General features: G+C 40.9%; 22 protein-coding genes, 1 tRNA gene and 1 pseudogene. 19 read left to right on the forward strand and 5 right to left on the reverse strand.

What is annotated here, in order from left to right; translation table 11 throughout:
• Window positions 1–110 precede the first annotated feature (110 nt).
• From HT736_RS06240 to HT736_RS06260, 5 genes are all read left to right on the forward strand, one after another.
• Complete coding sequence (locus HT736_RS06240) at window positions 111–821, forward strand: ATP-binding cassette domain-containing protein (RefSeq protein WP_061438690.1); 711 nt, start codon at window positions 111–113, stop codon at window positions 819–821.
• Window position 822: 1 nt separating this feature from the next.
• A complete protein-coding gene (locus tag HT736_RS06245) occupies window positions 823–1,608 on the forward strand; it encodes an ABC transporter permease (protein WP_172930847.1) in 786 nt (261 codons plus the stop codon).
• A gap of 1 nt (window position 1,609) precedes the next feature.
• A complete protein-coding gene (locus tag HT736_RS06250) occupies window positions 1,610–2,329 on the forward strand; it encodes an ABC transporter permease (protein ID WP_172930848.1) in 720 nt (239 codons plus the stop codon).
• 61 nt (window positions 2,330–2,390) lie between these two features.
• Window positions 2,391–3,077 carry a response regulator transcription factor gene (locus HT736_RS06255; RefSeq protein WP_172930849.1) on the forward strand — a complete coding sequence of 229 codons (687 nt, stop codon included), beginning with the start codon at window positions 2,391–2,393 and terminating at the stop codon, window positions 3,075–3,077.
• The gene (locus HT736_RS06260; protein WP_172930850.1) at window positions 3,047–4,135 is read left to right on the forward strand and encodes a HAMP domain-containing sensor histidine kinase; all 1,089 of its coding nucleotides are present in this window, start codon (window positions 3,047–3,049) and stop codon (window positions 4,133–4,135) included. Before HT736_RS06255 ends, HT736_RS06260 begins: the two co-directional genes overlap by 31 nt.
• A gap of 177 nt (window positions 4,136–4,312) precedes the next feature.
• On the opposite strand, the gene yidC is transcribed toward HT736_RS06260, so the two are convergent.
• Together yidC and HT736_RS06270 are read right to left on the reverse strand one after the other, a co-directional pair.
• The gene (gene yidC, locus HT736_RS06265; RefSeq protein WP_054388445.1) at window positions 4,313–5,239 is read right to left on the reverse strand and encodes a membrane protein insertase YidC; all 927 of its coding nucleotides are present in this window, start codon (window positions 5,237–5,239) and stop codon (window positions 4,313–4,315) included.
• Between the two features lie 77 nt (window positions 5,240–5,316).
• Complete coding sequence (locus HT736_RS06270) at window positions 5,317–5,595, reverse strand: acylphosphatase (protein ID WP_001174613.1); 279 nt, start codon at window positions 5,593–5,595, stop codon at window positions 5,317–5,319.
• Between the two features lie 33 nt (window positions 5,596–5,628).
• On the opposite strand from HT736_RS06270, the gene HT736_RS06275 reads away from it, so the two are divergent.
• The 11 genes from HT736_RS06275 (at window position 5,629) to HT736_RS06325 (ending at window position 14,627) form a co-directional block, all read left to right on the forward strand.
• On the forward strand, window positions 5,629–6,369 hold the full coding sequence (locus HT736_RS06275) for an RNA methyltransferase (protein ID WP_172930851.1): 741 nt from the start codon (window positions 5,629–5,631) through the stop codon (window positions 6,367–6,369).
• Window positions 6,370–6,424: 55 nt separating this feature from the next.
• Window positions 6,425–7,108 (forward strand): Bax inhibitor-1/YccA family protein, encoded by a 684-nt coding sequence (locus HT736_RS06280; protein ID WP_172930852.1) that lies wholly within the window; start codon window positions 6,425–6,427, stop codon window positions 7,106–7,108.
• Window positions 7,109–7,218: 110 nt separating this feature from the next.
• Complete coding sequence (gene asnA, locus HT736_RS06285) at window positions 7,219–8,211, forward strand: aspartate--ammonia ligase (protein ID WP_119942113.1); 993 nt, start codon at window positions 7,219–7,221, stop codon at window positions 8,209–8,211.
• 64 nt (window positions 8,212–8,275) lie between these two features.
• On the forward strand, window positions 8,276–8,815 hold the full coding sequence (gene rsmD / locus HT736_RS06290; protein WP_054388449.1) for a 16S rRNA (guanine(966)-N(2))-methyltransferase RsmD: 540 nt from the start codon (window positions 8,276–8,278) through the stop codon (window positions 8,813–8,815).
• Complete coding sequence (coaD, locus tag HT736_RS06295) at window positions 8,805–9,293, forward strand: pantetheine-phosphate adenylyltransferase (protein ID WP_054388450.1); 489 nt, start codon at window positions 8,805–8,807, stop codon at window positions 9,291–9,293. Before rsmD ends, coaD begins: the two co-directional genes overlap by 11 nt.
• Window positions 9,277–10,314 carry a SepM family pheromone-processing serine protease gene (locus tag HT736_RS06300; RefSeq protein ID WP_138699177.1) on the forward strand — a complete coding sequence of 346 codons (1,038 nt, stop codon included), beginning with the start codon at window positions 9,277–9,279 and terminating at the stop codon, window positions 10,312–10,314. The genes coaD and HT736_RS06300 overlap by 17 nt, the downstream gene beginning before the upstream one ends.
• 57 nt (window positions 10,315–10,371) lie before the next feature.
• A complete protein-coding gene (locus HT736_RS06305) occupies window positions 10,372–10,602 on the forward strand; it encodes a DUF1146 family protein (RefSeq protein WP_080976830.1) in 231 nt (76 codons plus the stop codon).
• 23 nt (window positions 10,603–10,625) lie between these two features.
• Entirely contained in the window at window positions 10,626–11,909 is a 1,284-nt protein-coding gene (murA, locus tag HT736_RS06310) for a UDP-N-acetylglucosamine 1-carboxyvinyltransferase (protein ID WP_138701258.1), read from the forward strand.
• The gene (locus HT736_RS06315) at window positions 11,902–12,090 is read left to right on the forward strand and encodes a DNA-directed RNA polymerase subunit beta (protein ID WP_025169885.1); all 189 of its coding nucleotides are present in this window, start codon (window positions 11,902–11,904) and stop codon (window positions 12,088–12,090) included. The genes murA and HT736_RS06315 overlap by 8 nt, the downstream gene beginning before the upstream one ends.
• Before the next feature lie 38 nt (window positions 12,091–12,128).
• Complete coding sequence (endA, locus tag HT736_RS06320; RefSeq protein ID WP_054388453.1) at window positions 12,129–12,959, forward strand: DNA-entry nuclease EndA; 831 nt, start codon at window positions 12,129–12,131, stop codon at window positions 12,957–12,959.
• A 336-nt stretch (window positions 12,960–13,295) separates the two neighbouring features.
• Window positions 13,296–14,627 carry a hemolysin family protein gene (locus HT736_RS06325; protein WP_054388454.1) on the forward strand — a complete coding sequence of 444 codons (1,332 nt, stop codon included), beginning with the start codon at window positions 13,296–13,298 and terminating at the stop codon, window positions 14,625–14,627.
• A gap of 188 nt (window positions 14,628–14,815) precedes the next feature.
• Here HT736_RS06325 and HT736_RS06330 read toward each other — a convergent pair.
• Window positions 14,816–14,886, reverse strand: a tRNA-Cys gene (locus HT736_RS06330).
• A 413-nt stretch (window positions 14,887–15,299) separates the two neighbouring features.
• Here HT736_RS06330 and rpoB point away from each other — a divergent pair.
• The 3 genes from rpoB to ndk all read left to right on the forward strand — a co-directional run bounded on the left by rpoB (window position 15,300) and on the right by ndk (window position 23,143).
• Complete coding sequence (rpoB, locus tag HT736_RS06335; RefSeq protein ID WP_172930853.1) at window positions 15,300–18,911, forward strand: DNA-directed RNA polymerase subunit beta; 3,612 nt, start codon at window positions 15,300–15,302, stop codon at window positions 18,909–18,911.
• A gap of 32 nt (window positions 18,912–18,943) precedes the next feature.
• Entirely contained in the window at window positions 18,944–22,621 is a 3,678-nt protein-coding gene (gene rpoC / locus HT736_RS06340) for a DNA-directed RNA polymerase subunit beta' (RefSeq protein WP_000228740.1), read from the forward strand.
• Window positions 22,622–22,729: 108 nt separating this feature from the next.
• A complete protein-coding gene (gene ndk, locus HT736_RS06345; RefSeq protein WP_023933283.1) occupies window positions 22,730–23,143 on the forward strand; it encodes a nucleoside-diphosphate kinase in 414 nt (137 codons plus the stop codon).
• A gap of 247 nt (window positions 23,144–23,390) precedes the next feature.
• Here the strand turns inward: ndk and HT736_RS06350 are convergent, their stop codons facing one another.
• Together HT736_RS06350 and HT736_RS06355 are read right to left on the reverse strand one after the other, a co-directional pair.
• Window positions 23,391–24,311, reverse strand: coding sequence for an N-acetylmuramoyl-L-alanine amidase family protein (locus tag HT736_RS06350; protein WP_000771127.1), 921 nt, complete (start codon window positions 24,309–24,311; stop codon window positions 23,391–23,393).
• Window positions 24,312–24,329: 18 nt separating this feature from the next.
• Window positions 24,330–24,726, reverse strand: a pseudogene (locus tag HT736_RS06355) (N-acetylmuramoyl-L-alanine amidase family protein); the annotation flags it as partial.

Consider the following 24,726-nt stretch of genomic DNA (forward strand, 5'->3'; position numbering starts at 1 on the left):
TTTTCATTGAGTATTAAATCTTTTGACTCTTGAAATCCTGAAAAAAATCCGAAAATGAATGTGTAAGATATAGTTACTTTTAGAAATATTAAATAGAATAGGAGAACATGATGGAACAAAGTATTACCATTAAAAATTTATGTAAGTCATATGGTCAAACTCAAATTTTAAAAGATATTTCTTTTGAAGCAAAAGCAGGTAGAGTGACTGCTTTCCTAGGTCCAAATGGAGCTGGTAAAAGTTCAACCTTACGTATTTTATTAGGATTAGACAAAGCAACATCTGGTCTTACCAAAATTGGAGATCAAACTTATAAGGAATTAAAATTTCCTCTAAAGACTGTAGGAGCTTCATTTGACAGTGTAGGAGCTCCTGATGATCGGACTGTTTATCAACATTTGAAAATTGTTGCTGCTAGTAATGGGATATCCAGTCAGCGAATTGAACAAGTCTTGGATATGGTGGATATTAGCCATAAGAAAAAATCTAAAATTGGAAAATTATCATTAGGAGAAGGACAACGCTTGGGAATTGCAACAGCTCTACTAGGAAATCCTCAATATCTGATATTGGATGAACCGACTAATGGGTTGGATCCAAGAGGAATTCGGTGGTTTAGAGAGTTTATAAAAAACCAAGCTCAAGAAGGGAAGACAGTCTTGCTATCATCTCATATATTATCGGAAGTGGAAGCAGTAACAGATGATGTAGTTATCATAAATAAAGGCAAAGTTCTTATAAAAGGCACTTTACAAGAAGTGATGAAAAATCTTTCTTCACTAGAAGAAGTCTTCTTTAGTTTAACAGAGGGAGGAAAGTGACATGGGACTTATTTACTCTCTTCATTCTGAAATCTTTAAATTGCTTTATAAGAGAGCTACTCATGTTGTACTATTCTTAATACTGGTATTTCAAACGTTTTTAGCAAATATTGGTGCTTCTCAAATTGTTTCAGTTGGTATTCATGCTACACCAGAGACAAATCCAGAATTAGCAGAAGCTATACCTCCTATTGAATTTTTAGGTTTTGATGTCACTTTATTTGGTGTTTTTATTATGATTATCCTAGGCTCAATTTACGGAGCCGAGGAGTATAAATGCTCTGCTATTCGTACAAGTCTCCTCTCTATTACAAATCGAAGTACTTTCCTAGTTTCAAAAACATTAGTTTGGCTTGTATTTTCTTTTATCATTTCCTTTCTATCAATATTCCTTACGATTAACATGACACATTATGTTTTAGGACAAGATGGCTTATTGCTTTTTTCACTAAATGGAACAGTTTGGTTCTATATATTTTTAGCCAGTATAGCTTGGACTTTGTTGGGACTGCTAGCCTATATTATGGCTTTGACATTTAAAACAGCCATTGTTCCTCTATTATTTTTGCTTCCTCAAGTCTACAATCTAGGAACATTCTTAGCAAACTATATATCAGCTGCAAAATTTCTTCCAGTTGCACTGGGGCAAGGATTGATTGCTACATCTCCTCAAATTTTAGAGCATAATAGTTTACAAAATATTTTATTTTTACTTTGTTGGAACTTCTCATTCTTGTCTTTAGCAATTTACCGCTTACTTAAGTCAGATATTGGAGGAGGTGAATAAGTTGAAAGAGCAACTTAAAAGTGAATATCTCAAGTTTATGATGAATCCTTGGCACTGGTTGATTATAGGTGCTCTATTACTGTGTGTTCCGGCGATGGTTATTTTTTTAAATAGTAAGCCAGACCAGTTGACCCTACAGTTTGTTTTGGAACAGCTACTGCAAAGTCTCTATTTAGGACAGGCAGGTTTCGTTAGTCTAGCGGTTCTATTTATAGGTCAAGAATTTACAGGTTCTAGCCTTCGTACCAGTTTTCTTACATGTCCAAATCGTTTGAAATTTATAATCTGTAAACTAGCTATTGTATTATGTATGGAAATTGTATTATTGGTTGCTGTAATATCATTATGCATACTAATCGCGCAAGGATACTACAATATCAATCTTTTGAGTAATATTAAACATGTTCTAACAATTCTATTTCCAGCATGTATTTCTATTCTAACCTTCGCTCTTTTAAGTGGTATTTTTGTATTTATTTCCCAGTCTTTTATCTTAATTTTGGGAATCAGTTTATCCCTTTTATTGGGGTTGGGACAAATGTTATTACAATTCAGTTCTTTTTTTAGAAATTTACCATTACTAGCTAGTATGAATTGTTTTTATACCTATCCATTGTCTCTTTATTATCCAGTGTGGCAAGGCTTGGGGATACAAATAGTTTGGTTATTAATTGTTTTTGTATTTGCTACACTGATACTTATAGGAAGAAATGTAGGCTAAGGACAGGGGATATCCTGTCTTTTTCTCGGTTAGTGCTATAATATAGTTAGGAGGGTGAGTTATGGCTTATAAAATTTTGGTTGTAGATGATGATCTTGCTATTCTTCGCCTAATAAAAAAAGTACTAGAATATGAAAAATATGAAGTAGTCATACGAAACAAGATAGAAGAGATTGATCTTTGTGATTTTACAGGATTTGACTTGATTTTATTAGATATTATGATGCCTGTTAGTGGTTTAGAAATCTGTCAGATGATTCGCGAGCAGATAACTGTTCCTATCTGTTTTATAACTGCTAAGGATATGGATGAAGATTTAGTAGCTGGAATCAATGCAGGTGCTGATGATTATATTATGAAGCCCTTTAGTATGCAAGAATTGTTAGCACGTGTTAAAATGCACTTGCGTCGTGAAGAACGGACTAAAGGAAATGTTCATCAAATAAAGATTGGGAAGCTTATACTATATACGGATAGTAAGGAACTATTTGTAAACGATGATAAGATTGCTCTGACAAGGAGGGAATTTGACATAGTGTATCTTTTGGCAAGCAACCCAAGTAAAATATATTCTATTGAGGAAATTTATAATTATCTATATCCACAAAGCTCAGAATCACTTTTACGTTCGGTTTCAGAGTACATTTATCAAATTCGTCAAAAGCTGAAACCTTATCAATTAAATCCGATTAAAACCTTGTACGGTGGAGGATATCAATGGGTAGAATCAAAAGTTTTAGACAATTAATTCGAGAAACCTGTTGGAGAATTATTTGGCAGTTTAGTCTTGGCTTACTAATGGCCTATCTTATTCCTTTAGCTTCAGTATCTATACAAATAAATGAAGACGGGAAACCTCTAAAAAATAGTGGTGTTCTATCAATTTTTTTTAATGTGTCATCATGGATATATATTTGTGTTGTATTGATTGTTCTAATAAGTTATCACATTGGAAAATTATTGAAAAAACTGAGTTATGAAATGACTTTGATTTATGAAAATAGTATGTGGTTGGAGAGGGAATATACAGAAAGTTTAACGGTTAAAGAATTTCGCGAGACAGGAAATAGGATTATTGTGATGCAAGATAGAATTCGACAATTAATAGTTGATGAGAAACAGCAGAAAGAAGATTTGATGTTTCAGGTTTCAGCAGCTTCTCATGATTTAAAAACTCCCTTAACCATTATTAGGGGAAATGTGGAATTTTTGCAGGCGATAACTGAAAACGACCAATCTCAAGAATGCTTAGCAGATATAGAAAGAGCTAGTAAACAGTTACTAGATTACTTCAATCAATTGATTCACTATTCTAAAACCTATTATGATGATGAGACAGGTTGGACGGAGTATTCCTCTTCAGATTTTATTAATGAATTAGAGAAAGAAGTCTCTTTTTTGATAAAAAATCAGATGAAGTTTTCTTTTGAACAGAATGTGAACGGAACTGAAAACTATTATATAAATCCATCTCTTCTGATTCGTGCCATACAAAATATTTTAACAAATGCTTTGGAATACGCCGATAAACAGAATCCTAAAATTAAAATTAGAGTAGAGCAAGAGGGGAAGGAATTGAAAATAGGTATATGGAATAATGGCTCTGAATTTCCAGATGAAGTTTTAAATCATTTTGGGAAGCTCTTTTATCGTATGGATAAAGCTAGATCGGTTAAAGAGCAACATTATGGTATTGGACTTAGTTTTGTATGTAGAGTTGCAAAACTACACAAAGGCCGAGTTGAGCTTAGAAATAGAGACGATGGAGCAGAAGTTTTAATAACTGTGAATTGTATTAAATCATAGCGAGTTACTTGTTAATTTATGATTGAATAGTTTTTATATGTGAGCTTTTAAACTATTTAACTTTTTCGACTAGTATAAGATGTAACGGTAGATAATAAAAACGAATGATGATATCTAGTTGATGAAAACTATTTATCATTCATTTGTTTTTTTAATTATTGGATAATAGACGTAGCTTTATCTCGAACGTTGTTTTCCAGCGTTGCGATTTTTGTGTTTTTTCTTGCTTGTGATAGCAGTTGGTTGTTCAGGAGTAACGTCTTTTCGTCCACTTGGTGTAGAGAAAGCACTTGCTTTTGGTGGGTTCTTGGCTAGTTCTTCACGGACTTTTTTGCGAAGTTTTGGACGAACGATATAGTTGACGATAAACTGTTGGAGAATCATCATGAAACCACCGACAACCCAATAAAGTGTGACACTAGCTGGTGAGATGAGGGAGAAGCCGGCAATCATGACTGGGCTCACGTAAGCCATTTTTTTGATTTGATCTCTTTGCGTTTCATCTTCTACTCCGTGAAGTGAAAGGAGTGATTGAAGATAGTAAAGGACACCAGCGCAGGCAGCCAAAATCATACTTGGAGAGCCTAGAGGGATGCCTAGGTAGCTTGCTTGAGCAACACCTTCAGTATGTTGGGCAGTAAAGTAGATGGCAGAGAAGAAAGGCATTTGAAGGAGGAGAGGGAAACATCCTACACCACCAAACATACTGATGCCATGCTCTTTTTGAGCAGCAAAGAGAGCTTGTTGGGCTTCGAGTTTTTCTTCTTGAGTAGTTGCTTCCTTGAGACGCGTTTGGTGTGGCTCAAGGACGTGCTTGAGGGCGTTCATCTTTTCAGAGTGAAGCGTTGCCTTCCATGATTGGTAGATACCAAGTGGCAAGATAATCAAGCGCACGATAATGGTTACGATAATGATAGCGACACCAAAGCCTAGACCTTTATCATTGGCGAAGTACTTGATAGCTTCAGCCATAGGCGCTCCGAAAGTATTCCAAATGACTCCTGTTGGCTGGCCTGTGGTTTTATCGACATTGACACAGCCAGTCAAGACAAGCAACATAGCCACTCCCATAGCTGAGAGTGCAAAACGTTTAATAGATTTCACTGTTTTTATTCCTTCTTTAAAAATTATACCTTTCTATTCTACTGTTTTTTTACAAAATATACAATAGTTCTGGAGACCTAATTTGCGATTTTAAAGTCAGAGTAGGGAGGAAAGTTGCTCAGTTTGACATCTAAGTAGCTGACTTTTGAAAAAGGTGTTGGTCCTTTGCGGATTTCTTGGATAAATTTTGCCATGATAGCAGATGAGTCTGCTTGGGCTAAGATTTCCACTGTGCCATCGTCGTTATTCCATACTCGGCCTGTGATGCCACCAATTTCAAGTGCCAGGCTGTAAACACCCCAACGAAAGCCGACTCCCTGCACCCTACCTTGGGCAATCATTCTAACCTTTTGCATACCAAACCCCTTTGATTGTGTTATAATATTTCTATGACTATTATAACCTCAAAAGCCAATTCTGTGGTAAAAAATGCCAAGAAATTACACCAAAAAAAATACCGCAAGTCTGCTTATTTGATTGAAGGCTGGCACTTGTTTGAAGAAGCTGTTCAAGCTGGAGTAACGATTGAGAAAATCTTTGCCTTAGAAAATTACCGAGATCAGTTAGCCTCATTTCCGCAAACTGTCTGGGTGTCAGAGGATATTTTGCTAGATTTGGCGGATTCTCAAACTCCACAGGGCATTGTTGCGGTGGTTCAAAAAGAAGAAGTAGGACAAGTTGATTTGAGTCAGGGCAAGTTCTTATTTTTGGAAGATGTGCAAGATCCTGGTAATGTGGGAACTATCATTCGGACTGCGGATGCAGCAGGTTTTACTGGAGTGATTGTTTCAGATAAGTCGGCAGACATCTACAGTCTCAAGACCCTACGTTCCATGCAAGGCAGTCATTTTCATCTGCCTATTTACCGAACGTCTAGTCAAAGTCTTCTCGAGGAAGCTAAAAAGATAGCTATCCCAGTGCTAGCCACAACTCTATCTAAAGATTCTGTTGATTACAGAGAACTGCCTCCTAAAGAAAATTTTGTACTAGTTATGGGAAATGAGGGTCAAGGAATTAGTCCCCTCATGGCTGAAAGTGCAGATCAATTGGTTCACATTAGTATGAAGGGACAGGCCGAGAGTTTGAATGTTGCCGTTGCAGCCGGTATTTTAATTTTCCATTTAAGCTAATTTTAACTTTTTTTGTTATAATCAAGGAAAGATGTTCATAGAAAAGGAGAAAAGGATGAATCACACTATTATACATGACCGTGCAGGTCTCAATCAATTTTACGCTAAGGTTTATGCCTTTGTTGGTCTGGGAATCGGACTATCTGCTTTGGTATCAGGCCTTATGTTGACGGTCTTTCAGTCTCAGTTGGTTTACTTTTTGATGCAGGGGCGTCTCTGGTTGACCATTGCTACTTTTGCGGAGTTGGCCTTGGTTTTTGTTGCCAGTAGCATGGCTTCAAGAAATAGTCCAGCTGCTCTTCCAGTATTTTTACTTTACTCAGTATTAAACGGCTTTACCCTTAGTTTTGTGGTGGCTTTCTATACTCCGGGTACAGTTTTATTTGCCTTTGTATCGAGCGCCCTTCTCTTCTTTGTCATGGCTGCAGTTGGTATCTTCACCAAGAAAGATTTGAGCGGTCTTGGTCGAGCTATGATGGCGGCTCTGATCGGTTTGATTATTGCTATGATAGTCAATATTTTCTTGTCTAGCGGTTTCTTTGATTATATGATTAGCGTAGCCATGGTCTTGGTTTTCTCAGGACTGATTGCTTGGGATAACCAAAAAATTCGCCTTGTCTATGAACAATCGCAAGGTCGTGTAGCGACAGGCTGGGTGGTGTCAATGGCTCTCAGTATCTATCTTGATTTTATCAATCTCTTCCTAAGTATTTTACGTATCTTTGGTCGTAATGATTAAAAGGTCTATAAAATCAGTGTTTTGAGTGACACTGATTTTTTTAAATTTTCTCTTTTCTTTTCTTGGAAATAGGTGTATAATGTTTTTAACTAATTTTTGAGGAGTAGCCTATGAAGAAAAGTTTTATTCACCAACAAGAAGAAATTTCCTTTGTCAAAAATACTTTTACCCAGTATTTGAAAGATAAGTTAGAAGTTGTCGAAGTTCAAGGTCCTATCTTGAGTAGGGTCGGTGATGGGATGCAGGACAACTTATCAGGTGTGGAGAATGCCGTATCGGTCAAGGTTCTCCAAATCCCTGATGCTACTTATGAAGTGGTGCACTCCCTTGCTAAATGGAAACGCCACACCTTGGCTCGTTTTGGCTTTGGTGAAGGAGAGGGTCTCTTTGTCCACATGAAAGCCCTTCGTCCAGATGAGGATTCCTTGGATGCAACCCACTCTGTTTATGTTGACCAGTGGGACTGGGAGAAGGTTCTCCCAAATGGACAACGAAACATTGCCTACCTAAAAGAAACAGTTGAGAAGATTTACAAGGCTATTCGCCTGACTGAGCTAGCTGTTGAAGCCCGTTATGACATCGAGTCTATCTTGCCAAAACAAATCACCTTTATTCATACAGAAGAATTGGTAGAACGCTACCCAGACTTGACACCGAAAGAACGTGAAAATGCGATTTGTAAAGAATTTGGAGCCGTCTTTTTGATTGGTATCGGTGGCGAGTTGCCAGATGGTAAACCGCACGATGGACGTGCACCAGACTATGATGACTGGACAAGCGAGTCTGAAAATGGCTACAAGGGTCTAAATGGTGATATTCTTGTCTGGAATGAATCTCTGGGTGGAGCCTTTGAGTTGTCTTCTATGGGGATTCGTGTAGATGAAGAAACCCTTCGCCGTCAGGTTGCCATCACAGGTGATGAAGACCGCTTGGAATTGGAATGGCACAAGGCTTTGTTGAACGGCCTATTCCCATTGACAATCGGTGGAGGAATTGGACAATCTCGTATGGCCATGTTCCTACTTCGCAAGAGACACATCGGAGAAGTGCAAACAAGTGTTTGGCCTCAAGAAGTCCGCGATACTTACGAAAATATTTTGTAGAGAATCGAACCGCAAGGTTCGGTTTTCTTTCTCTTTTTGTCTATAATTTGGTATAATAAACAGTATGAAAATCGTATCAGGAATCTATGGGGGACGTCCCCTCAAGACACTAGAGGGCAAGACGACAAGGCCTACTTCAGATAAGGTTAGGGGCGCCATTTTTAACATGATTGGTCCCTACTTCGAAGGGGGACGAGTCTTGGACCTTTATGCAGGTAGTGGTGGTTTATCTATCGAAGCAGTATCGCGTGGCATGTCCAGCGCTGTTTTGGTGGAGCGAGACCGTAAGGCTCAGACCATCGTGGCTGAAAATATCCAGATGATCAAGGATGTTGGAAAATTTCAACTCCTCAAGATGGATGCAGAAAGGGCATTGGAGCAGGTATATGGGGAATTTGACCTTATTTTCTTAGACCCTCCTTATGCCAAGGAACAAATGGTAGCAGATATTGAAAAAATGGCTGAGAGAGAGCTTTTTTCTGAAGATGTCATGGTTGTGTGTGAGACGGATAAGGCCGTTGAACTTCCAGAAGAAATTGCCTGCCTGGGTATCTGGAAGGAAAAGATTTATGGAATTAGTAAGGTGACAGTCTATGTCAGATAAGATTGGCTTATTCACAGGCTCATTTGATCCGATGACAAATGGGCATCTGGATATGATTGAACGGGCGAGCAGACTTTTTGATAAGCTCTATGTTGGTATTTTTTTTAATCCCCACAAACAAGGATTTCTCTCTATCGAAAGTCGTAAACGGGGGTTAGAAAAGGCTTTGGAACATTTGGGGAATGTTGAAGTCGTGTTTTCTCATGATGAATTGGTTATTGATGTTGCAAAAAGACTGGGGGCTACTTGTCTAGTGCGTGGTTTGAGGAATGCAGCGGATTTGCAATATGAAGCCAGTTTTGATTACTACAACCATCAGCTGTCTCCTGATATAGAGACCATTTATTTACATAGCCGACCTGAACATCTCTATATTAGTTCATCAGGCGTTAGAGAGCTTTTGAAGTTTGGTCAGGATATTGCTTGCTATGTTCCCGAGAGTATTTTGGAGGAAATAAGAAATGAAAAAAAAGATTAGATGGCCCTTATATGTCATTGCGGCCTTGATTGTGACCTTCTTGGCATTTGTGGTGCCTTTGCCCTACTATATAGAGGTTCCAGGTGGTTCGGAAGATATTCGCCAAGTCCTCAAAGTCAATGACACAGAAGATAAGGAAGCTGGGGCCTATCAATTCGTTACGGTTGGTGTCCAGCACGCTACTTTAGCCCATATGATTTATGCGTGGTTGACGCCTTTTACAGATATTCGTAGTGCCCAAGAGACTACAGGTGGCTCTTCCGATGTTGAATTTATGCGGATCAATCAATTCTACATGCAAACATCACAAAATATGGCCAAGTATCAAGGTCTAAAAACAGCTGGTAAGGATATCGAGCTCAAGTACTTTGGGGTTTATGTCTTGAATGTGACGGATAATTCAACCTTTAAAGGGATTCTCAATATCTCTGATACGGTCACAGCAGTCAATGATCAGACCTTTGATAGTTCCAAGGACTTGATTGATTACGTCAGTTCTCAACAATTAGGGGACTCCGTCAAGGTGACCTATGAAGAGGATGGGCAAACCAAGTCTGCAGAAGGAAAGATTATCACCTTGGAAAATGGCAAAAATGGAATTGGAATCGGCTTGATTGACCGTACAGAAGTAACCAGTGATGTCCCAATTAGTTTTTCAACAGCTGGTATTGGCGGCCCAAGTGCTGGTCTCATGTTTAGTCTAGCTATCTATACTCAAATAGCTCACCCAGATCTTCGTAATGGTCGTATTGTTGCTGGTACAGGTACCATTGACCGCGATGGGAATGTGGGGGATATTGGAGGTATTGATAAAAAAGTTGTAGCTTCGGCTAGGGCAGGTGCCGCTATTTTCTTTGCCCCTGATAATCCTGTTAGCGAAGAAGAACAAAAAGCACACCCGGATGCAAAAAACAACTACCAAACAGCCCTAGAAGCATCCAAAACAATCAAGACAGATATGAAAATCGTGCCCGTTAAAACCCTACAAGATGCAATTGATTACTTGAAAAACAATCCCTAGTTTTTAAGTGAAGTTTCCAAACTAGCGCGCAAACAGAGAAGATGGTATAATAGTCAAATGGTTCAATTATTATTCACTCTAAGCAGTCACACGCTCTTTATTTATGTGAGTTTTTACCTTCTAAAGGATCTTGTTAGATGGGAAAAGGTTTTAAAAGTGACAGATGAGAATACAAGAAAAGTTCGTTTATTGCTAGCTCTTTTCAGCATTGTCATGGGCTACATCCTGAGTTCTTTCTTTATCAGCCTGTATCAGTTGTGGCAAGAAGCGCTTAGAGGATTATTATAAAATCAAGAGTAAAGGAAACGAGTATGGACAAAATTGTGGTTCAAGGTGGCGATAATCGTCTGGTAGGAAGTGTAACCATCGAAGGAGCAAAGAATGCAGTCTTGCCCTTGTTGGCAGCGACTATTCTAGCAAGTGAAGGAAAGACAGTCTTACAGAATGTACCGATCTTGTCGGATGTCTTTATTATGAATCAGGTGGTTGGTGGTTTGAATGCCAAGGTTGACTTTGATGAGGAAGCCCATCTTGTCAAGGTGGATGCTACTGGCGACATCACTGAGGAAGCCCCTTACAAGTATGTCAGCAAGATGCGCGCCTCCATCGTTGTATTAGGGCCAATCCTTGCCCGTGTGGGTCATGCCAAGGTATCCATGCCAGGTGGTTGTACCATTGGTAGCCGTCCTATTGATCTTCATTTGAAAGGTCTGGAAGCTATGGGGGTTAAGATTAGTCAGACAGCTGGTTACATCGAAGCCAAGGCAGAACGCTTGCATGGCGCTCATATCTATATGGACTTTCCAAGTGTTGGTGCAACGCAGAACTTGATGATGGCAGCGACCCTAGCTGATGGGATGACAGTGATTGAAAATGCTGCGCGTGAGCCTGAGATTGTTGACTTAGCCATTCTCCTTAATGAAATGGGAGCCAAGGTCAAAGGTGCTGGTACAGAGACCATTACCATTACTGGTGTTGAGAAACTTCATGGTACGACTCACAACGTAGTCCAAGACCGTATCGAAGCAGGAACCTTTATGGTAGCTGCTGCCATGACTGGTGGTGATGTCTTGATTAAAGACGCTGTTTGGGAGCACAACCGTCCCTTGATTGCCAAATTGCTTGAAATGGGAGTGGAAGTGACAGAGGAGACTGAAGGAATTCGAGTTCGCTCTCAACTAGAAAATCTAAAAGCTGTTCATGTAAAAACCTTGCCCCACCCAGGATTTCCAACAGATATGCAGGCTCAATTTACAGCCTTGATGACAGTTGCAAAAGGCGAATCAACCATGGTGGAGACAGTTTTCGAAAATCGTTTCCAACACTTAGAAGAGATGCGTCGCATGGGCTTGCACTCGGAGATTATCCGTGATACAGCACGTATTGTTGGTGGGCAGCCTTTGCAGGGAGCAGAAGTTCTTTCGACTGACCTTCGTGCCAGCGCAGCCTTGATTTTGACAGGTTTGGTAGCACAGGGAGAAACTGTGGTCGGTAAATTGGTTCACTTGGATAGAGGTTACTACCGTTTCCATGAGAAGTTGGCGCAGCTAGGTGCTAAGATTCAGCGGATTGAGGCAAATGATGAAGATGAATAAGAAATCAGGCTACGTAGTCAAGCGTTTACTTTTAGTAATTCTAGTACTGATTTTAGGTGCACTAGCCCTAGGAATCGGTCTAATGGTAGGCTATGGAATTTTGGGCAAGGGACAAGATCCATGGGCCATCCTGTCTCCAGCAAAATGGCAGGAATTGATTCATAAATTTACAGGAAATTAGGCTGGGAGACCAGCCTTTTTATAAAGATAAGGAGAAATATGAACAAAAAAACAAGACAGACACTGATTGGCTTGCTAGTGTTATTGCTCTTATCTGCGGGGAGCTATTATATTAAGCAGAATGAACTAGGCAATCAGGCTGCTAAGACAAAAATAAGTCAGAAAAAACAAGCGTCTGAAGCTCCTAGTCAAGCATTGGCAGAGAGTGTCTTAACAGACGCAGTCAAAAACCAAGTAAAAGGGAGTCTGGAGTGGAACGGATCAGGTGCTTTTATCGTCAATGGTAATAAAACAAACCTAAATGCCAAGGTTTCAAGTAAGCCCTACGCTGATAATAAAACAAAGACGGTGGGCAAGGAGACCGTACCAACCGTGGCTAATGCCCTCTTGTCTAAGGCTACTCGTCAGTACAAGAATCGTGAAGAAACTGGGAATGGTTCGACTTCATGGACTCCTCCAGGCTGGCATCAGGTCAAGAATCTAAAGGGCTCTTATACCCATGCAGTCGATAGAGGTCATCTGTTAGGCTATGCCTTAATCGGTGGTTTGGATGGTTTTGATGCCTCGACAAGCAATCCTAAAAACATTGCTGTTCAGACAGCCTGGGCAAATCAGGCGCAGGCCGAGGATTCGACTGGTCAAAACTACTATGAAAGTAAGGTGCGTAAAGCCTTGGACCAAAACAAGCGTGTCCGTTACCGTGTAACCCTTTACTACGCTTCAAACGAGGATTTAGTTCCTTCAGCTTCACAGATTGAAGCCAAGTCTTCAGATGGAGAATTGGAATTTAATGTTCTAGTTCCCAATGTTCAAAAGGGGCTTCAACTGGATTACCGAACTGGAGAAGTAACTGTAACTCATACTCAATGAAAATCAAAAAGCAAACTAGGAAGCTAGCCGCAGGTTGCTCAAAGCACAGCTTTGAGGTTGCAGATAAAGCTGACGTGGTTTGAAGAGATTTTCGAAGAGTATCAGTAAAAGATAAGATAAACTCCTATATCACTTATGGATGTAGGAGTTCTTTTTTCTAGTTTAAGTAGGGCTAGAGTAGGTACTAAGAAAAAATGGTAACTTCTAAAACTAACTTCCAGTTTTGGGAGAGAGATGGAAGTTACTTTGAGAAGTTACGCTAAGAAAAAAATAATATGTATTGGATTAAATTTTGTGATATAATAAAGGATAAGATACTATTTTAGGAGAAGAACTATGGAAGACCCAAGTAGTCAGAATTTGTTGCTACAATTTGTTTTATTGTTTATCTTGACGGTATTAAATTCCTTTTTCTCAGCCACAGAAATGGCCATGGTGTCACTAAACCGTGCACGTGTTGAACAAAAGGCAGAAGAAGGAGATAGACGCTATATTCGTCTGCTGAAGGTACTAGAAAATCCTAATCACTTTTTATCAACCATTCAAGTAGGGATTACCCTGATTACGATCTTATCAGGGGCGAGTTTGGCTGATACTCTAGGACGTGTGATTGCCTCTTGGCTTGGGAATGGCGAAACAGCACAAGCCGTGGCAACTTTTCTATCCTTGGCATTTTTGACCTATATTTCCATCGTTTTTGGGGAATTATATCCTAAGAGAATCGCTCTTAATTTAAAGGATGCCTTGGCAATTCGTACAGCGCCGGTTATCATTGGGATCGGAAAACTAGTCAGTCCTTTTGTTTGGCTTTTAGCTGCTTCGACCAATTTCTTGAGCCATTTGACTCCTATGTCATTCGATGATGCGGATGAAAAGATGACCCGTGATGAAATTGCCTATATGCTGACAAATAGTGAAGAAACATTGGATGCTGATGAGATTGAGATGCTACAAGGTGTCTTTTCGCTCGATGAACTGATGGCACGAGAGGTTATGGTTCCTCGGACAGATGCTTTTATGGTGGATATTCAGGATGATAGTCAAAGCATTATCCAAAGTATTTTAAAACAAAACTTTTCCCGTATACCAGTTTACGATGGGGATAAGGACAATGTGATTGGAATCATTCACACCAAGAGTCTTCTTAAGGCTGGTTTTGTGGACGGTTTTGATAACATTGTATGGAAGAAAATCTTACAAGATCCACTTTTTGTACCTGAAACTATTTTTGTGGATGATTTGCTAAAAGAATTGCGAAACACCCAAAGACAAATGGCAATCTTGCTAGATGAATACGGTGGTATGGCTGGTTTGGTGACCTTGGAAGACCTTTTAGAGGAAATTGTTGGTGAAATTGATGATGAAACGGATAAAGCAGCAATAGATGTTCATCAGATTGGCGAGGATACCTACATTGTTCAAGGAACGATGACCCTCAATGATTTCAATAATTACTTTGATGTTGAACTGGAAAGTGATGACGTTGATACCATCGCTGGTTATTATTTGACAGGAGTTGGGACTATTCCAACGACTGAGAAACTCAGCTATGAATTAGTTAGTCAAAACAAACAGCTTATCTTAACCAATGATAAAGTGAAAAATGGACGTGTTACCAAGGTAAAAGTCCAAATTACAGAAGTCGAAATAGAAGAAGAAACAGAGTAAACTAGAGGCTTTTGTCACCATACGTGACGAAGCTTTTTTCAGTTGATTTCATGAGGGAATTATGTCATGGAAAGAACTTTGCCCCAAAAGTTTTTTAAAATTATCCGTATTTATCCGAAGAAAAAAATAAAAAAGCCCTGCAAATTGGGCTTTCTGTTCATTTGAAACCTGATAAATCAGGTTATAGAAGGCGGTAGACGGATTTGAACCGACGATCAAGCTTTTGCAGAGCCGTGCCTTACCACTTGGCTATACCGCCTTAACGTTTCTTATTATACCTTGAAAATGATTTTCAGTCAATAGTTTTTTCAGTTTTTTGTACCATAGTGTGATTCGAATGTGATGCCAAGTTTTCTATGGAAAAAAATCACCAAAAACCTACTAAATCCCCTTGAAAAATCTAGCTAAATAGGGTATAATATGAGTAATCATTTGTCGTAGGTTTTGTCTGAAATATTGTCCAGACAAGACTCACAGCAGTTAAATCTTCTGAAAAAGTCAGATTTAGCTGCTCTTTTTGTGCTTTTTTTCAGGATTTTGAGTACTTGTAATAAAGACTTAAAAATTCTGAAAATTCATCAAAGGGACACGGTGATAGGGGTTTTACAACCATATGACGATTAGAAAGCCTGATTGACAAGGCTTGGAACTTATTTACAAAGGAGAATCATCTTGGCAGGACATGACGTTCAATACGGGAAACATCGTACCCGTCGTAGTTTTTCAAGAATCAAAGAAGTTCTTGACTTACCAAATTTGATTGAAATTCAAACTGACTCATTCAAAGATTTCCTAGACCACGGTCTTAAGGAAGTGTTTGAAGATGTATTGCCAATTTCAAACTTCACAGACACAATGGAGTTGGAATTTGTTGGATATGAAATCAAGGAACCCAAATATACGCTAGAAGAAGCTCGTATTCACGATGCTAGCTACTCAGCACCAATTTTTGTAACCTTCCGCTTGATCAATAAAGAAACAGGCGAAATCAAGACCCAAGAAGTTTTCTTTGGTGATTTCCCGATCATGACAGAAATGGGTACTTTCATTATCAATGGTGGTGAACGTATCATTGTATCTCAGTTGGTTCGCTCGCCAGGTGTTTACTTTAATGACAAAGTAGATAAGAACGGTAAAGTGGGCTATGGTTCAACTGTTATCCCTAACCGTGGAGCTTGGTTGGAACTTGAAAGCGACTCAAAAGATATTACCTACACTCGTATCGACCGTACTCGTAAGATTCCATTTACAACCTTGGTTCGTGCGCTTGGTTTCTCAGGTGATGATGAAATCTTTGATATCTTTGGTGATAGCGAATTGGTTCGCAACACTGTTGAAAAAGATATCCACAAGAATCCAATGGACTCTCGTACAGACGAAGCCTTGAAAGAAATCTACGAACGCCTTCGTCCAGGTGAACCTAAGACAGCTGAAAGCTCACGTAGCTTGCTTGTAGCTCGTTTCTTTGACCCACGTCGCTATGACTTAGCAGCAGTTGGTCGTTACAAGATCAATAAAAAACTCAATGTTAAAACACGCTTGCTTAACCAAACCATTGCAGAGCCATTGGTAGACCCTGAAACTGGAGAAATCTTGGTAGAAGCTGGAACTGTTATGACTCGTAGTGTGATTGAAAGCATTGAAAGCCATTTGGATGGTGACTTGAACAAGATTGTTTATATTCCAAACGATGCAGCCGTTGTGACTGAGCCAGTTGTTCTTCAAAAATTCAAGGTTGTTGCACCAACTGATCCAGACCGCGTCGTAACCATCATTGGTAATGCCAATCCAGATGACAAGGTTCGTATCGTCACTCCTGCAGATATCCTTGCTGAGATGAGCTACTTCCTCAACTTGGCTGAAGGACTTGGCCGTGTAGATGATATCGACCACCTTGGAAACCGTCGTATCCGTGCAGTTGGTGAATTGCTTGCCAACCAAGTACGTCTCGGACTTTCTCGTATGGAACGTAATGTCCGTGAACGTATGTCTGTTCAGGACAACGAAGTTTTGACGCCACAACAAATCATCAACATCCGTCCTGTAACAGCTGCGGTGAAAGAATTCTTTGGTTCATCACAGTTGTCACAGTTCATGGACCAACACAACCCACTTTCTGAGTTGTCTCACAAACGCCGTTTGTCAGCCTTGGGACCTGGTGGTTTGACACGTGACCGTGCTGGATATGAGGTACGTGACGTGCACTACACTCACTATGGTCGTATGTGTCCAATCGAGACACCTGAAGGACCTAACATCGGTTTGATCAATAACTTGTCATCTTACGGACATTTGAACAAGTATGGTTTTGTTCAAACACCATACCGTAAAGTTGACCGTGAAACAGGCGTTGTTACGAACGAAATCGTTTGGTTGACAGCCGATGAAGAAGATGAATTTACTGTAGCACAGGCTAATTCTCGTCTGAATGAAGATGGAACCTTTGCTGAGAAGATTGTCATGGGACGTCACCAAGGGGTCAACCAAGAGTATCCAGCGAATGTTGTTGACTACATGGACGTATCACCAAAACAGGTAGTTGCCGTTGCGACAGCATGTATTCCTTTCTTGGAAAACGATGATTCCAACCGTGCCCTCATGGGAGCTAACATGCAACGTCAGGCTGTGCCATTGATCAATCCTCAGGCACCTTACGTTGGTACTGGTATGGAATACCAAGCAGCCCACGACTCTGGAGCTGCGGTTATTGCACAACATGGCGGTAAGGTTACTTATGCGGATGCTGACAAGGTAGAAGTTCGTCGTGAAGATGGTTCCCTTGATGTTTACCACATCCAAAAATTCCGTCGTTCAAACTCCGGTACTGCTTATAACCAACGTACTCTTGTTCGAGTTGGCGATGTCGTTGAAAAAGGCGATTTCATCGCTGATGGGCCTTCTATGGAAAATGGAGAAATGGCGCTTGGACAAAACCCAATCGTTGCCTACATGACTTGGGAAGGTTACAACTTCGAGGATGCCGTTATCATGAGCGAACGCTTGGTGAAGGACGATGTCTACACATCTGTCCACCTTGAAGAATACGAATCAGAAACACGCGATACAAAGCTTGGGCCTGAAGAAATCACTCGCGAAATTCCAAACGTTGGGGAAGATGCCCTTAAAGACCTTGACGAAATGGGTATTATCCGTATCGGTGCTGAGGTTAAAGAAGGTGATATCCTTGTAGGTAAAGTAACACCTAAGGGTGAGAAAGACCTTTCAGCTGAAGAACGTCTCTTGCACGCTATCTTCGGAGACAAGTCTCGTGAAGTGCGCGACACTTCTCTTCGTGTACCACACGGTGCCGATGGTGTCGTTCGTGATGTTAAAATCTTTACACGTGCAAATGGAGATGAGTTGCAATCAGGTGTTAACATGCTGGTTCGCGTCTACATCGCTCAAAAACGTAAGATCAAGGTCGGAGATAAGATGGCCGGACGTCACGGAAATAAAGGGGTTGTCTCTCGTATCGTTCCTGTAGAAGACATGCCTTACCTTCCAGATGGAACTCCAGTCGATATCATGTTGAACCCACTTGGGGTGCCATCACGTATGAATATCGGTCAGGTTATGGAGCTTCACCTTGGTATGGCTGCTCGTACTCTTGGTATTCACATCGCAACACCAGTCTTTGACGGAGCAAGTTCTGAAGACCTTTGGTCAACTGTTAAAGAAGCTGGTATGGATAGTGATGCCAAAACAATCCTTTACGATGGACGTACTGGGGAACCGTTTGATAACCGTGTTTCTGTCGGAGTCATGTACATGATCAAACTCCACCACATGGTTGACGATAAATTGCATGCGCGTTCTGTCGGACCTTACTCAACTGTTACCCAACAACCACTTGGAGGTAAAGCTCAGTTTGGTGGACAACGTTTCGGTGAGATGGAGGTTTGGGCTCTTGAAGCCTATGGTGCATCAAATGTCCTTCAAGAAATCTTGACTTACAAGTCTGACGATATTAACGGACGTTTGAAAGCTTATGAAGCTATTACAAAAGGAAAACCAATTCCAAAACCAGGTGTTCCAGAATCCTTCCGAGTTCTTGTCAAAGAATTGCAATCTCTTGGTCTTGACATGCGTGTCCTAGACGAAGATGACCAAGAAGTGGAACTTCGTGACTTGGATGAAGGAATGGACGAAGATGTCATCCACGTAGATGACCTTGAAAAAGCCCGCGAAAAAGCAGCCCAAGAGGCTAAAGCAGCTTTTGAAGCTGAAGAAGCTGAGAAAGCAACAAAAGCGGAAGCAACAGAAGAAGCTGCTGAACAAGAATAAGCAGTTCACTTAGAATAGAAAGGGAAGAAATAGTGGTTGATGTAAATCGTTTTAAAAGTATGCAAATCACCCTAGCTTCTCCAAGCAAAGTCCGTTCATGGTCTTATGGAGAAGTTAAAAAACCTGAAACAATCAATTACCGTACCTTGAAACCAGAACGTGAAGGACTCTTTGATGAAGTGATCTTTGGTCCTACAAAAGACTGGGAATGTGCTTGTGGTAAGTACAAACGCATTCGTTACAGAGGGATTGTTTGTGACCGCTGTGGGGTTGAAGTAACGCGTACAAAAGTTCGTCGTGAGCGTATGGGACATATCGAATTGAAAGCTCCTGTATCTCACATCTGGTACTTCAAGGGGATTCCAAGCCGTATGGGCTTGACCCTTGATATGAGCCCTCGTGCCCTTGAGGAAGTGATCTACTTTGCGGCTTATGTGGTGATTGACCCTAAGGATACACCACTTGAGCACAAGTCTATCATGACAGAGCGCGAATACCGTGAGCGTTTGCGTGAGTATGGTTATGGATCATTCGTTGCCAAGATGGGTGCCGAAGCCATCCAAGACCTCTTGAAACAAGTAGATCTTGAAAAAGAAATTGCTGAACTCAAAGAAGAATTGAAAACAGCTACTGGACAAAAACGTGTCAAAGCCATCCGTCGTTTGGATGTTTTGGATGCCTTTTACAAGTCTGGGAACAAACCTGAATGGATGATTCTCAACATCCTTCCGGTTATTCCACCGGATCTTCGTCCAATGTTGCAGTTGGATGGTGGCCGTTTTGCCTCATCTGACTTGAATGACCTTTACCGCCGTGTTATCAACCGTAACAACCGTTTGGCTCGTTTGCTCGAGTTGAATGCACCAGGTATTATCGTTCAAAATGAGAAGCGTATGCTTCAAGAAGCGGTTGACGCTTTGATTGACAATGGTCGTCGTGGTCGTCCAATCACAGGACCAGGTAGCCGTCCTCTTAAATCATTGAGTCACATGCTTAAAGGTAAACAAGGACGCTTCCGTCAAAACTTGCTCGGTAAACGTGTTGACTTCTCAGGACGTTCCGTTATCGCCGTTGGTCCAACGCTTAAGATGTACCAATGTGGTGTGCCACGTGAAATGGCGATCGAGCTCTTTAAACCATTTGTCATGCGTGAGATCGTCGCTCGTGATATCGTGCAAAACGTCAAAGCAGCTAAACGCTTGGTGGAACGCGGAGATGAGCGTATCTGGGATATCCTTGAAGAAGTGATCAAAGAACACCCAGTGCTTTTGAACCGCGCACCGACCCTTCACCGTTTGGGTATCCAAGCCTTCGAGCCAGTCTTGATTGATGGTAAGGCCCTTCGCTTGCACCCGCTTGTCTGTGAAGCCTACAATGCTGACTTTGACGGGGACCAAATGGCCATCCACGTACCGCTTTCAGAAGAAGCCCAAGCAGAAGCTCGTATCTTGATGCTCGCTGCTGAGCACATCTTGAACCCGAAAGATGGTAAACCAGTTGTTACTCCATCTCAGGACATGGTTTTGGGTAACTACTACTTGACCATGGAAGAAGCTGGTCGTGAAGGTGAAGGAATGGTCTTCAAAGACCGTGATGAAGCGGTTATGGCTTACCGTAATGGTTATGTTCACCTCCACTCACGTGTTGGTATCGCAACAGACAGCCTCAACAAGCCTTGGACAGAAGAGCAAAAACACAAGGTCTTGCTTACAACAGTTGGTAAAATCCTCTTCAACGACATCATGCCAGAGGGTCTACCATACTTGCAAGAACCAAACAATGCCAACTTGACAGAAGGCGTTCCTGCTAAATACTTCTTGCCACTTGGTGGAGATATCAAGGAAGCTATCAGCAAACTTGAACTCAACCCTCCATTCAAGAAGAAAAACCTTGGAAATATCATCGCTGAAATCTTCAAACGTTTCCGTACGACAGAAACTTCTGCCCTACTTGACCGTATGAAGAACCTCGGTTACCACCACTCAACTCTTGCGGGATTGACAGTGGGTATTGCCGATATCCCAGTCGTTGATGATAAGGCTGAAATCATCGAAGAATCACATAAACGTGTAGAACAAATCACCAAACAATTCCGTCGTGGTATGATCACAGACGACGAGCGATACAATGCCGTTACAGCTGAATGGCGTGCTGCCCGTGAAAAACTTGAGAAACGTTTGATTGCCAACCAAGATCCTAAGAACCCAATCGTTATGATGATGGACTCTGGAGCTCGTGGTAACATCTCAAACTTCTCACAGCTTGCCGGTATGCGTGGTCTGATGGCTGCTCCGAACGGACGTATCATGGAATTGCCAATCCTTTCAAACTTCCGCGAAGGTTTGTCGGTACTCGAAATGTTCTTCTCAACTCACGGTGCCCGTAAAGGTATGACCGATACGGCCCTTAAGACAGCCGACTCAGGTTACTTGACTCGTCGTTTGGTTGACGTTGCCCAAGACGTTATCATCCGTGAGGACGACTGTGGAACTGACCGTGGTCTCTTGATCCGTTCTATCGCAGAAGGAAAAGAGATGATCGAGTCTCTCGAAGAGCGTCTCAATGGTCGTTACACTAAGAAAACTGTTAAACATCCAGAAACTGGTGCAGTTATCATTGGTCCAAATGAATTGATTACAGAAGACAAGGCGCGTGAAATTGTCAATGCTGGTGTGGAAGAAGTGACTATCCGCTCAGTATTTACATGTAACACTCGTCATGGTGTCTGCCGTCACTGTTACGGTATCAACTTGGCGACTGGTGATGCAGTTGAAGTTGGTGAAGCAGTTGGTACAATCGCTGCCCAATCTATCGGGGAACCTGGTACACAGCTTACAATGCGTACCTTCCACACGGGTGGGGTTGCCTCAAATACCGATATCACTCAGGGTCTTCCTCGTGTCCAAGAAATCTTTGAAGCCCGCAATCCTAAAGGGGAAGCGGTTATCACAGAGGTTAAAGGACAAGTTACCGCTATCGAAGAAGATGCATCAACTCGTACCAAGAAAGTCTTTGTTAAGGGTGAAACTGGCGAAGGTGAGTACGTTGTTCCATTTACAGCTCGTATGCGTGTTGAAGTTGGGGACCAAGTAGCGCGTGGTGCTGCTCTTACAGAAGGTTCTATCCAACCAAAACGTCTCCTTGCAGTTCGTGATGTCTTGTCAGTTGAAACTTACCTTCTCGGTGAAGTACAAAAAGTTTACCGTAGCCAAGGGGTAGAAATCGGTGACAAACACATCGAGGTAATGGTTCGTCAAATGATTCGTAAAGTCCGTGTCATGGATCCAGGTGACACAGATCTTCTCATGGGTACCCTCATGGATATCAATGACTTTACAGATGCCAACAAAGATGTCCTTATCGCAGGTGGTGTTCCAGCGACAGGTCGCCCAGTCCTCATGGGAATTACCAAAGCCTCACTTGAAACCAACAGTTTCTTGTCAGCGGCTTCCTTCCAGGAAACAACTCGTGTCCTTACTGACGCGGCTATCCGTGGTAAGAAAGATCATCTCCTTGGACTTAAAGAAAATGTTATCATCGGTAAGATCATCCCAGCAGGTACTGGTATGGCTCGCTACCGTAACCTTGAACCACATGCTATCAACGAAGAAGAATACCTTAATCCTCCAGTAGAGGAAGAAGGGAATGAAGAAACAACAGAAGTAGTTGTGGATACTGCCGTTGAAACTGTGGAAGAAACAGTAGAATAAAAGCAGATGAGAGAGCCTTCGGGTTCTCTTTCTCTTTTCTGAAAACTTTCTCCATTTTTCCATGGAATGTGGTAAAATAAAAGAAAGAAGCTGACAAAGGAGACAGGTATGGAACAAACATTTTTTATCATTAAACCAGATGGTGTAAAAAGAGGACTAGTGGGTGAAGTGTTGAAACGTATCGAACAACGTGGATTTACAATTGAAAAATTGGAGTTGCGTACACAGCTTTCAGAAGAGTTAATTGACCAGCACTATCAGGACTTGGTTGGTCAAAGTTTTTACCCACCGATTCGTGAATTTATGACTTCAGGACCGGTTCTTGTAGGTATCATTTCTGATTCCAAAGTAATCGAAACTTGGCGGACCATGATGGGTGCAACTGATCCAGAAGAAGCTTTACCAGGAACTATTCGAGTTGATTTTGCAAAAGCTGCTGGAGAAAATGAGACTATCCAAAATGTTGTACATGGTTCAGATTCAGAAGAGTCAGCTAAGCGAGAAATTGCTCTTTGGTTTTAAGAGTTGATTGGCTCAATCAATCGGTTAAAAGCTCATTTGAATAGAAAGTATAGTCACATAAAAAAGAAAGGACTAACTTCGTCCTTTCTCATTCTTAGTTTTTCTTCAACCTACTACAGTAGATAAACATACTGAATAGCTACTGTCTTGACTCATTTAATTCTTAAAAATTGATAGAGTTGACAAATGGTAGAAAAAAGCTCTTTTTAATAAGTTAAGTATCAACTACAGTTACGATTAGCATTCGTTACTTAACCCACTCACCATTATAGTTTACGTAGTAACCATCTACTGTGGTATTAACAGCTAGAGCACCTGAACCATAGGCATAATACCATTTACCATTGATTTGGAACCAGCCTGTTTTCATATCTCCATTACTTGCATTTAGATAGTACCATATTGAACCATCTTTCACCCAACCTGTGGACATTGCACCTGATGAACGAAGATAGTACCAGTTATTACCAACATAAGCCCAACCTGTTGCCATTGCACCTGATGAACGGAGGTAGTACCACTTATTGCCAATTTGCTTCCAACCAGTTTGCATGATACCAGTTTCTGAATCTAGATAGTACCAAGCTGAACCATCATTTATCCAACCTACACGTCTTTCACCACCAAGATTCTTATTCCCAGAATTTCCTGTTTTTGCTAGGTAATACCAGTTAGATTGATCATAAAGCCAACCTGTCTTTAAATAATGATCTTGATCAAAGTAGTAGTATGCTAATTTAAGAACTTCGGGACCTTCCCAGCCTTCACCATGTTTTTTCCCAACGGTTAAGGAATATTTTAGCTCTAATTCTTGCCAACCAACAAACTCTTGTAGCACTCCATTTTCGTCAAAGTAGTACCATTCTGGCATTGGGGAACCTTCTAATCTGATACCATTAGGGTAAGGACCAATTGTATATCCTTTAACTGGCATTGGAATGTACTGCCAACCAACAACCATTTCGCCATTATAATCAAAATAATAGGTCTTCCCATCAATCACTCGCCAGTCCGTTTCTTTGAGGTCCCCCTTTTTGTAATAGGTTCTACCGTTTTCTTGGACAAACTGCCATCCTTCAGAGTTATCTGCAAATACTGTATTCGTAGCTAGCAAACCAAAGAAAATTACTGTTAGTCCAGCTTGCATAGTTTTTTTCAAAAGTTTCATTTATATATACCTCCAATATTAAATCCACTCACCAGATGAAGCGAAATTATAAACTTTCCCATCAATAGTTTGGCTACCTGTAACCATTGCTCCACTTGAATTGAGATAATACCAATTTCCTCCCACTTTTATCCAACCGGTTTTCATGTCTCCATTTTTATTATCTAAGTAATACCATCTGCCTCGTACATATTTCCAACCTGTTGCCATTGAACCAGAGGTTTCCAGATAATACCATTTCCCATTTACTTTTTGCCAATCTGTGAGCATCTTACCGGAGGCGTCTAGATAGTACCAAGTGTCATTTATCTTTTGCCAACCTGTTTGTTTCGTACTGTTCTTATAATAGTACCAAGTACCACCAATCAATTTCCAACCATCAATAGAATGCCCTCGAATAACAGAGTAGATGAAA

It is taken from the genome of Streptococcus sp. 339, from assembly GCF_013277285.1.
Lineage (GTDB): Bacteria > Bacillota > Bacilli > Lactobacillales > Streptococcaceae > Streptococcus > Streptococcus pseudopneumoniae.

Excerpts from the sequence above, each read along its gene's own strand:
- HT736_RS06275 (WP_172930851.1), top strand. The coding sequence starts at position 5,629 with ATGACTATTATAACCTCAAAAGCCAATTCTGTGGTAAAAAATGCCAAG.
- HT736_RS06305 (WP_080976830.1), top strand. The coding sequence starts at position 10,372 with ATGGTTCAATTATTATTCACTCTAAGCAGTCACACGCTCTTTATTTAT.
- HT736_RS06280 (WP_172930852.1), top strand. The coding sequence starts at position 6,425 with ATGAATCACACTATTATACATGACCGTGCAGGTCTCAATCAATTTTAC.
- asnA (WP_119942113.1), top strand. The coding sequence starts at position 7,219 with ATGAAGAAAAGTTTTATTCACCAACAAGAAGAAATTTCCTTTGTCAAA.
- HT736_RS06245 (WP_172930847.1), top strand. The coding sequence starts at position 823 with ATGGGACTTATTTACTCTCTTCATTCTGAAATCTTTAAATTGCTTTAT.
- HT736_RS06240 (WP_061438690.1), top strand. The coding sequence starts at position 111 with ATGGAACAAAGTATTACCATTAAAAATTTATGTAAGTCATATGGTCAA.
- HT736_RS06325 (WP_054388454.1), top strand. The coding sequence starts at position 13,296 with ATGGAAGACCCAAGTAGTCAGAATTTGTTGCTACAATTTGTTTTATTG.
- HT736_RS06350 (WP_000771127.1), bottom strand. The coding sequence starts at position 24,311 with ATGAAACTTTTGAAAAAAACTATGCAAGCTGGACTAACAGTAATTTTC.
- HT736_RS06255 (WP_172930849.1), top strand. The coding sequence starts at position 2,391 with ATGGCTTATAAAATTTTGGTTGTAGATGATGATCTTGCTATTCTTCGC.
- coaD (WP_054388450.1), top strand. The coding sequence starts at position 8,805 with ATGTCAGATAAGATTGGCTTATTCACAGGCTCATTTGATCCGATGACA.
- HT736_RS06315 (WP_025169885.1), top strand. The coding sequence starts at position 11,902 with ATGAATAAGAAATCAGGCTACGTAGTCAAGCGTTTACTTTTAGTAATT.
- ndk (WP_023933283.1), top strand. The coding sequence starts at position 22,730 with ATGGAACAAACATTTTTTATCATTAAACCAGATGGTGTAAAAAGAGGA.
- HT736_RS06260 (WP_172930850.1), top strand. The coding sequence starts at position 3,047 with ATGGGTAGAATCAAAAGTTTTAGACAATTAATTCGAGAAACCTGTTGG.
- HT736_RS06270 (WP_001174613.1), bottom strand. The coding sequence starts at position 5,595 with ATGCAAAAGGTTAGAATGATTGCCCAAGGTAGGGTGCAGGGAGTCGGC.
- rsmD (WP_054388449.1), top strand. The coding sequence starts at position 8,276 with ATGAAAATCGTATCAGGAATCTATGGGGGACGTCCCCTCAAGACACTA.
- murA (WP_138701258.1), top strand. The coding sequence starts at position 10,626 with ATGGACAAAATTGTGGTTCAAGGTGGCGATAATCGTCTGGTAGGAAGT.
- endA (WP_054388453.1), top strand. The coding sequence starts at position 12,129 with ATGAACAAAAAAACAAGACAGACACTGATTGGCTTGCTAGTGTTATTG.
- HT736_RS06300 (WP_138699177.1), top strand. The coding sequence starts at position 9,277 with ATGAAAAAAAAGATTAGATGGCCCTTATATGTCATTGCGGCCTTGATT.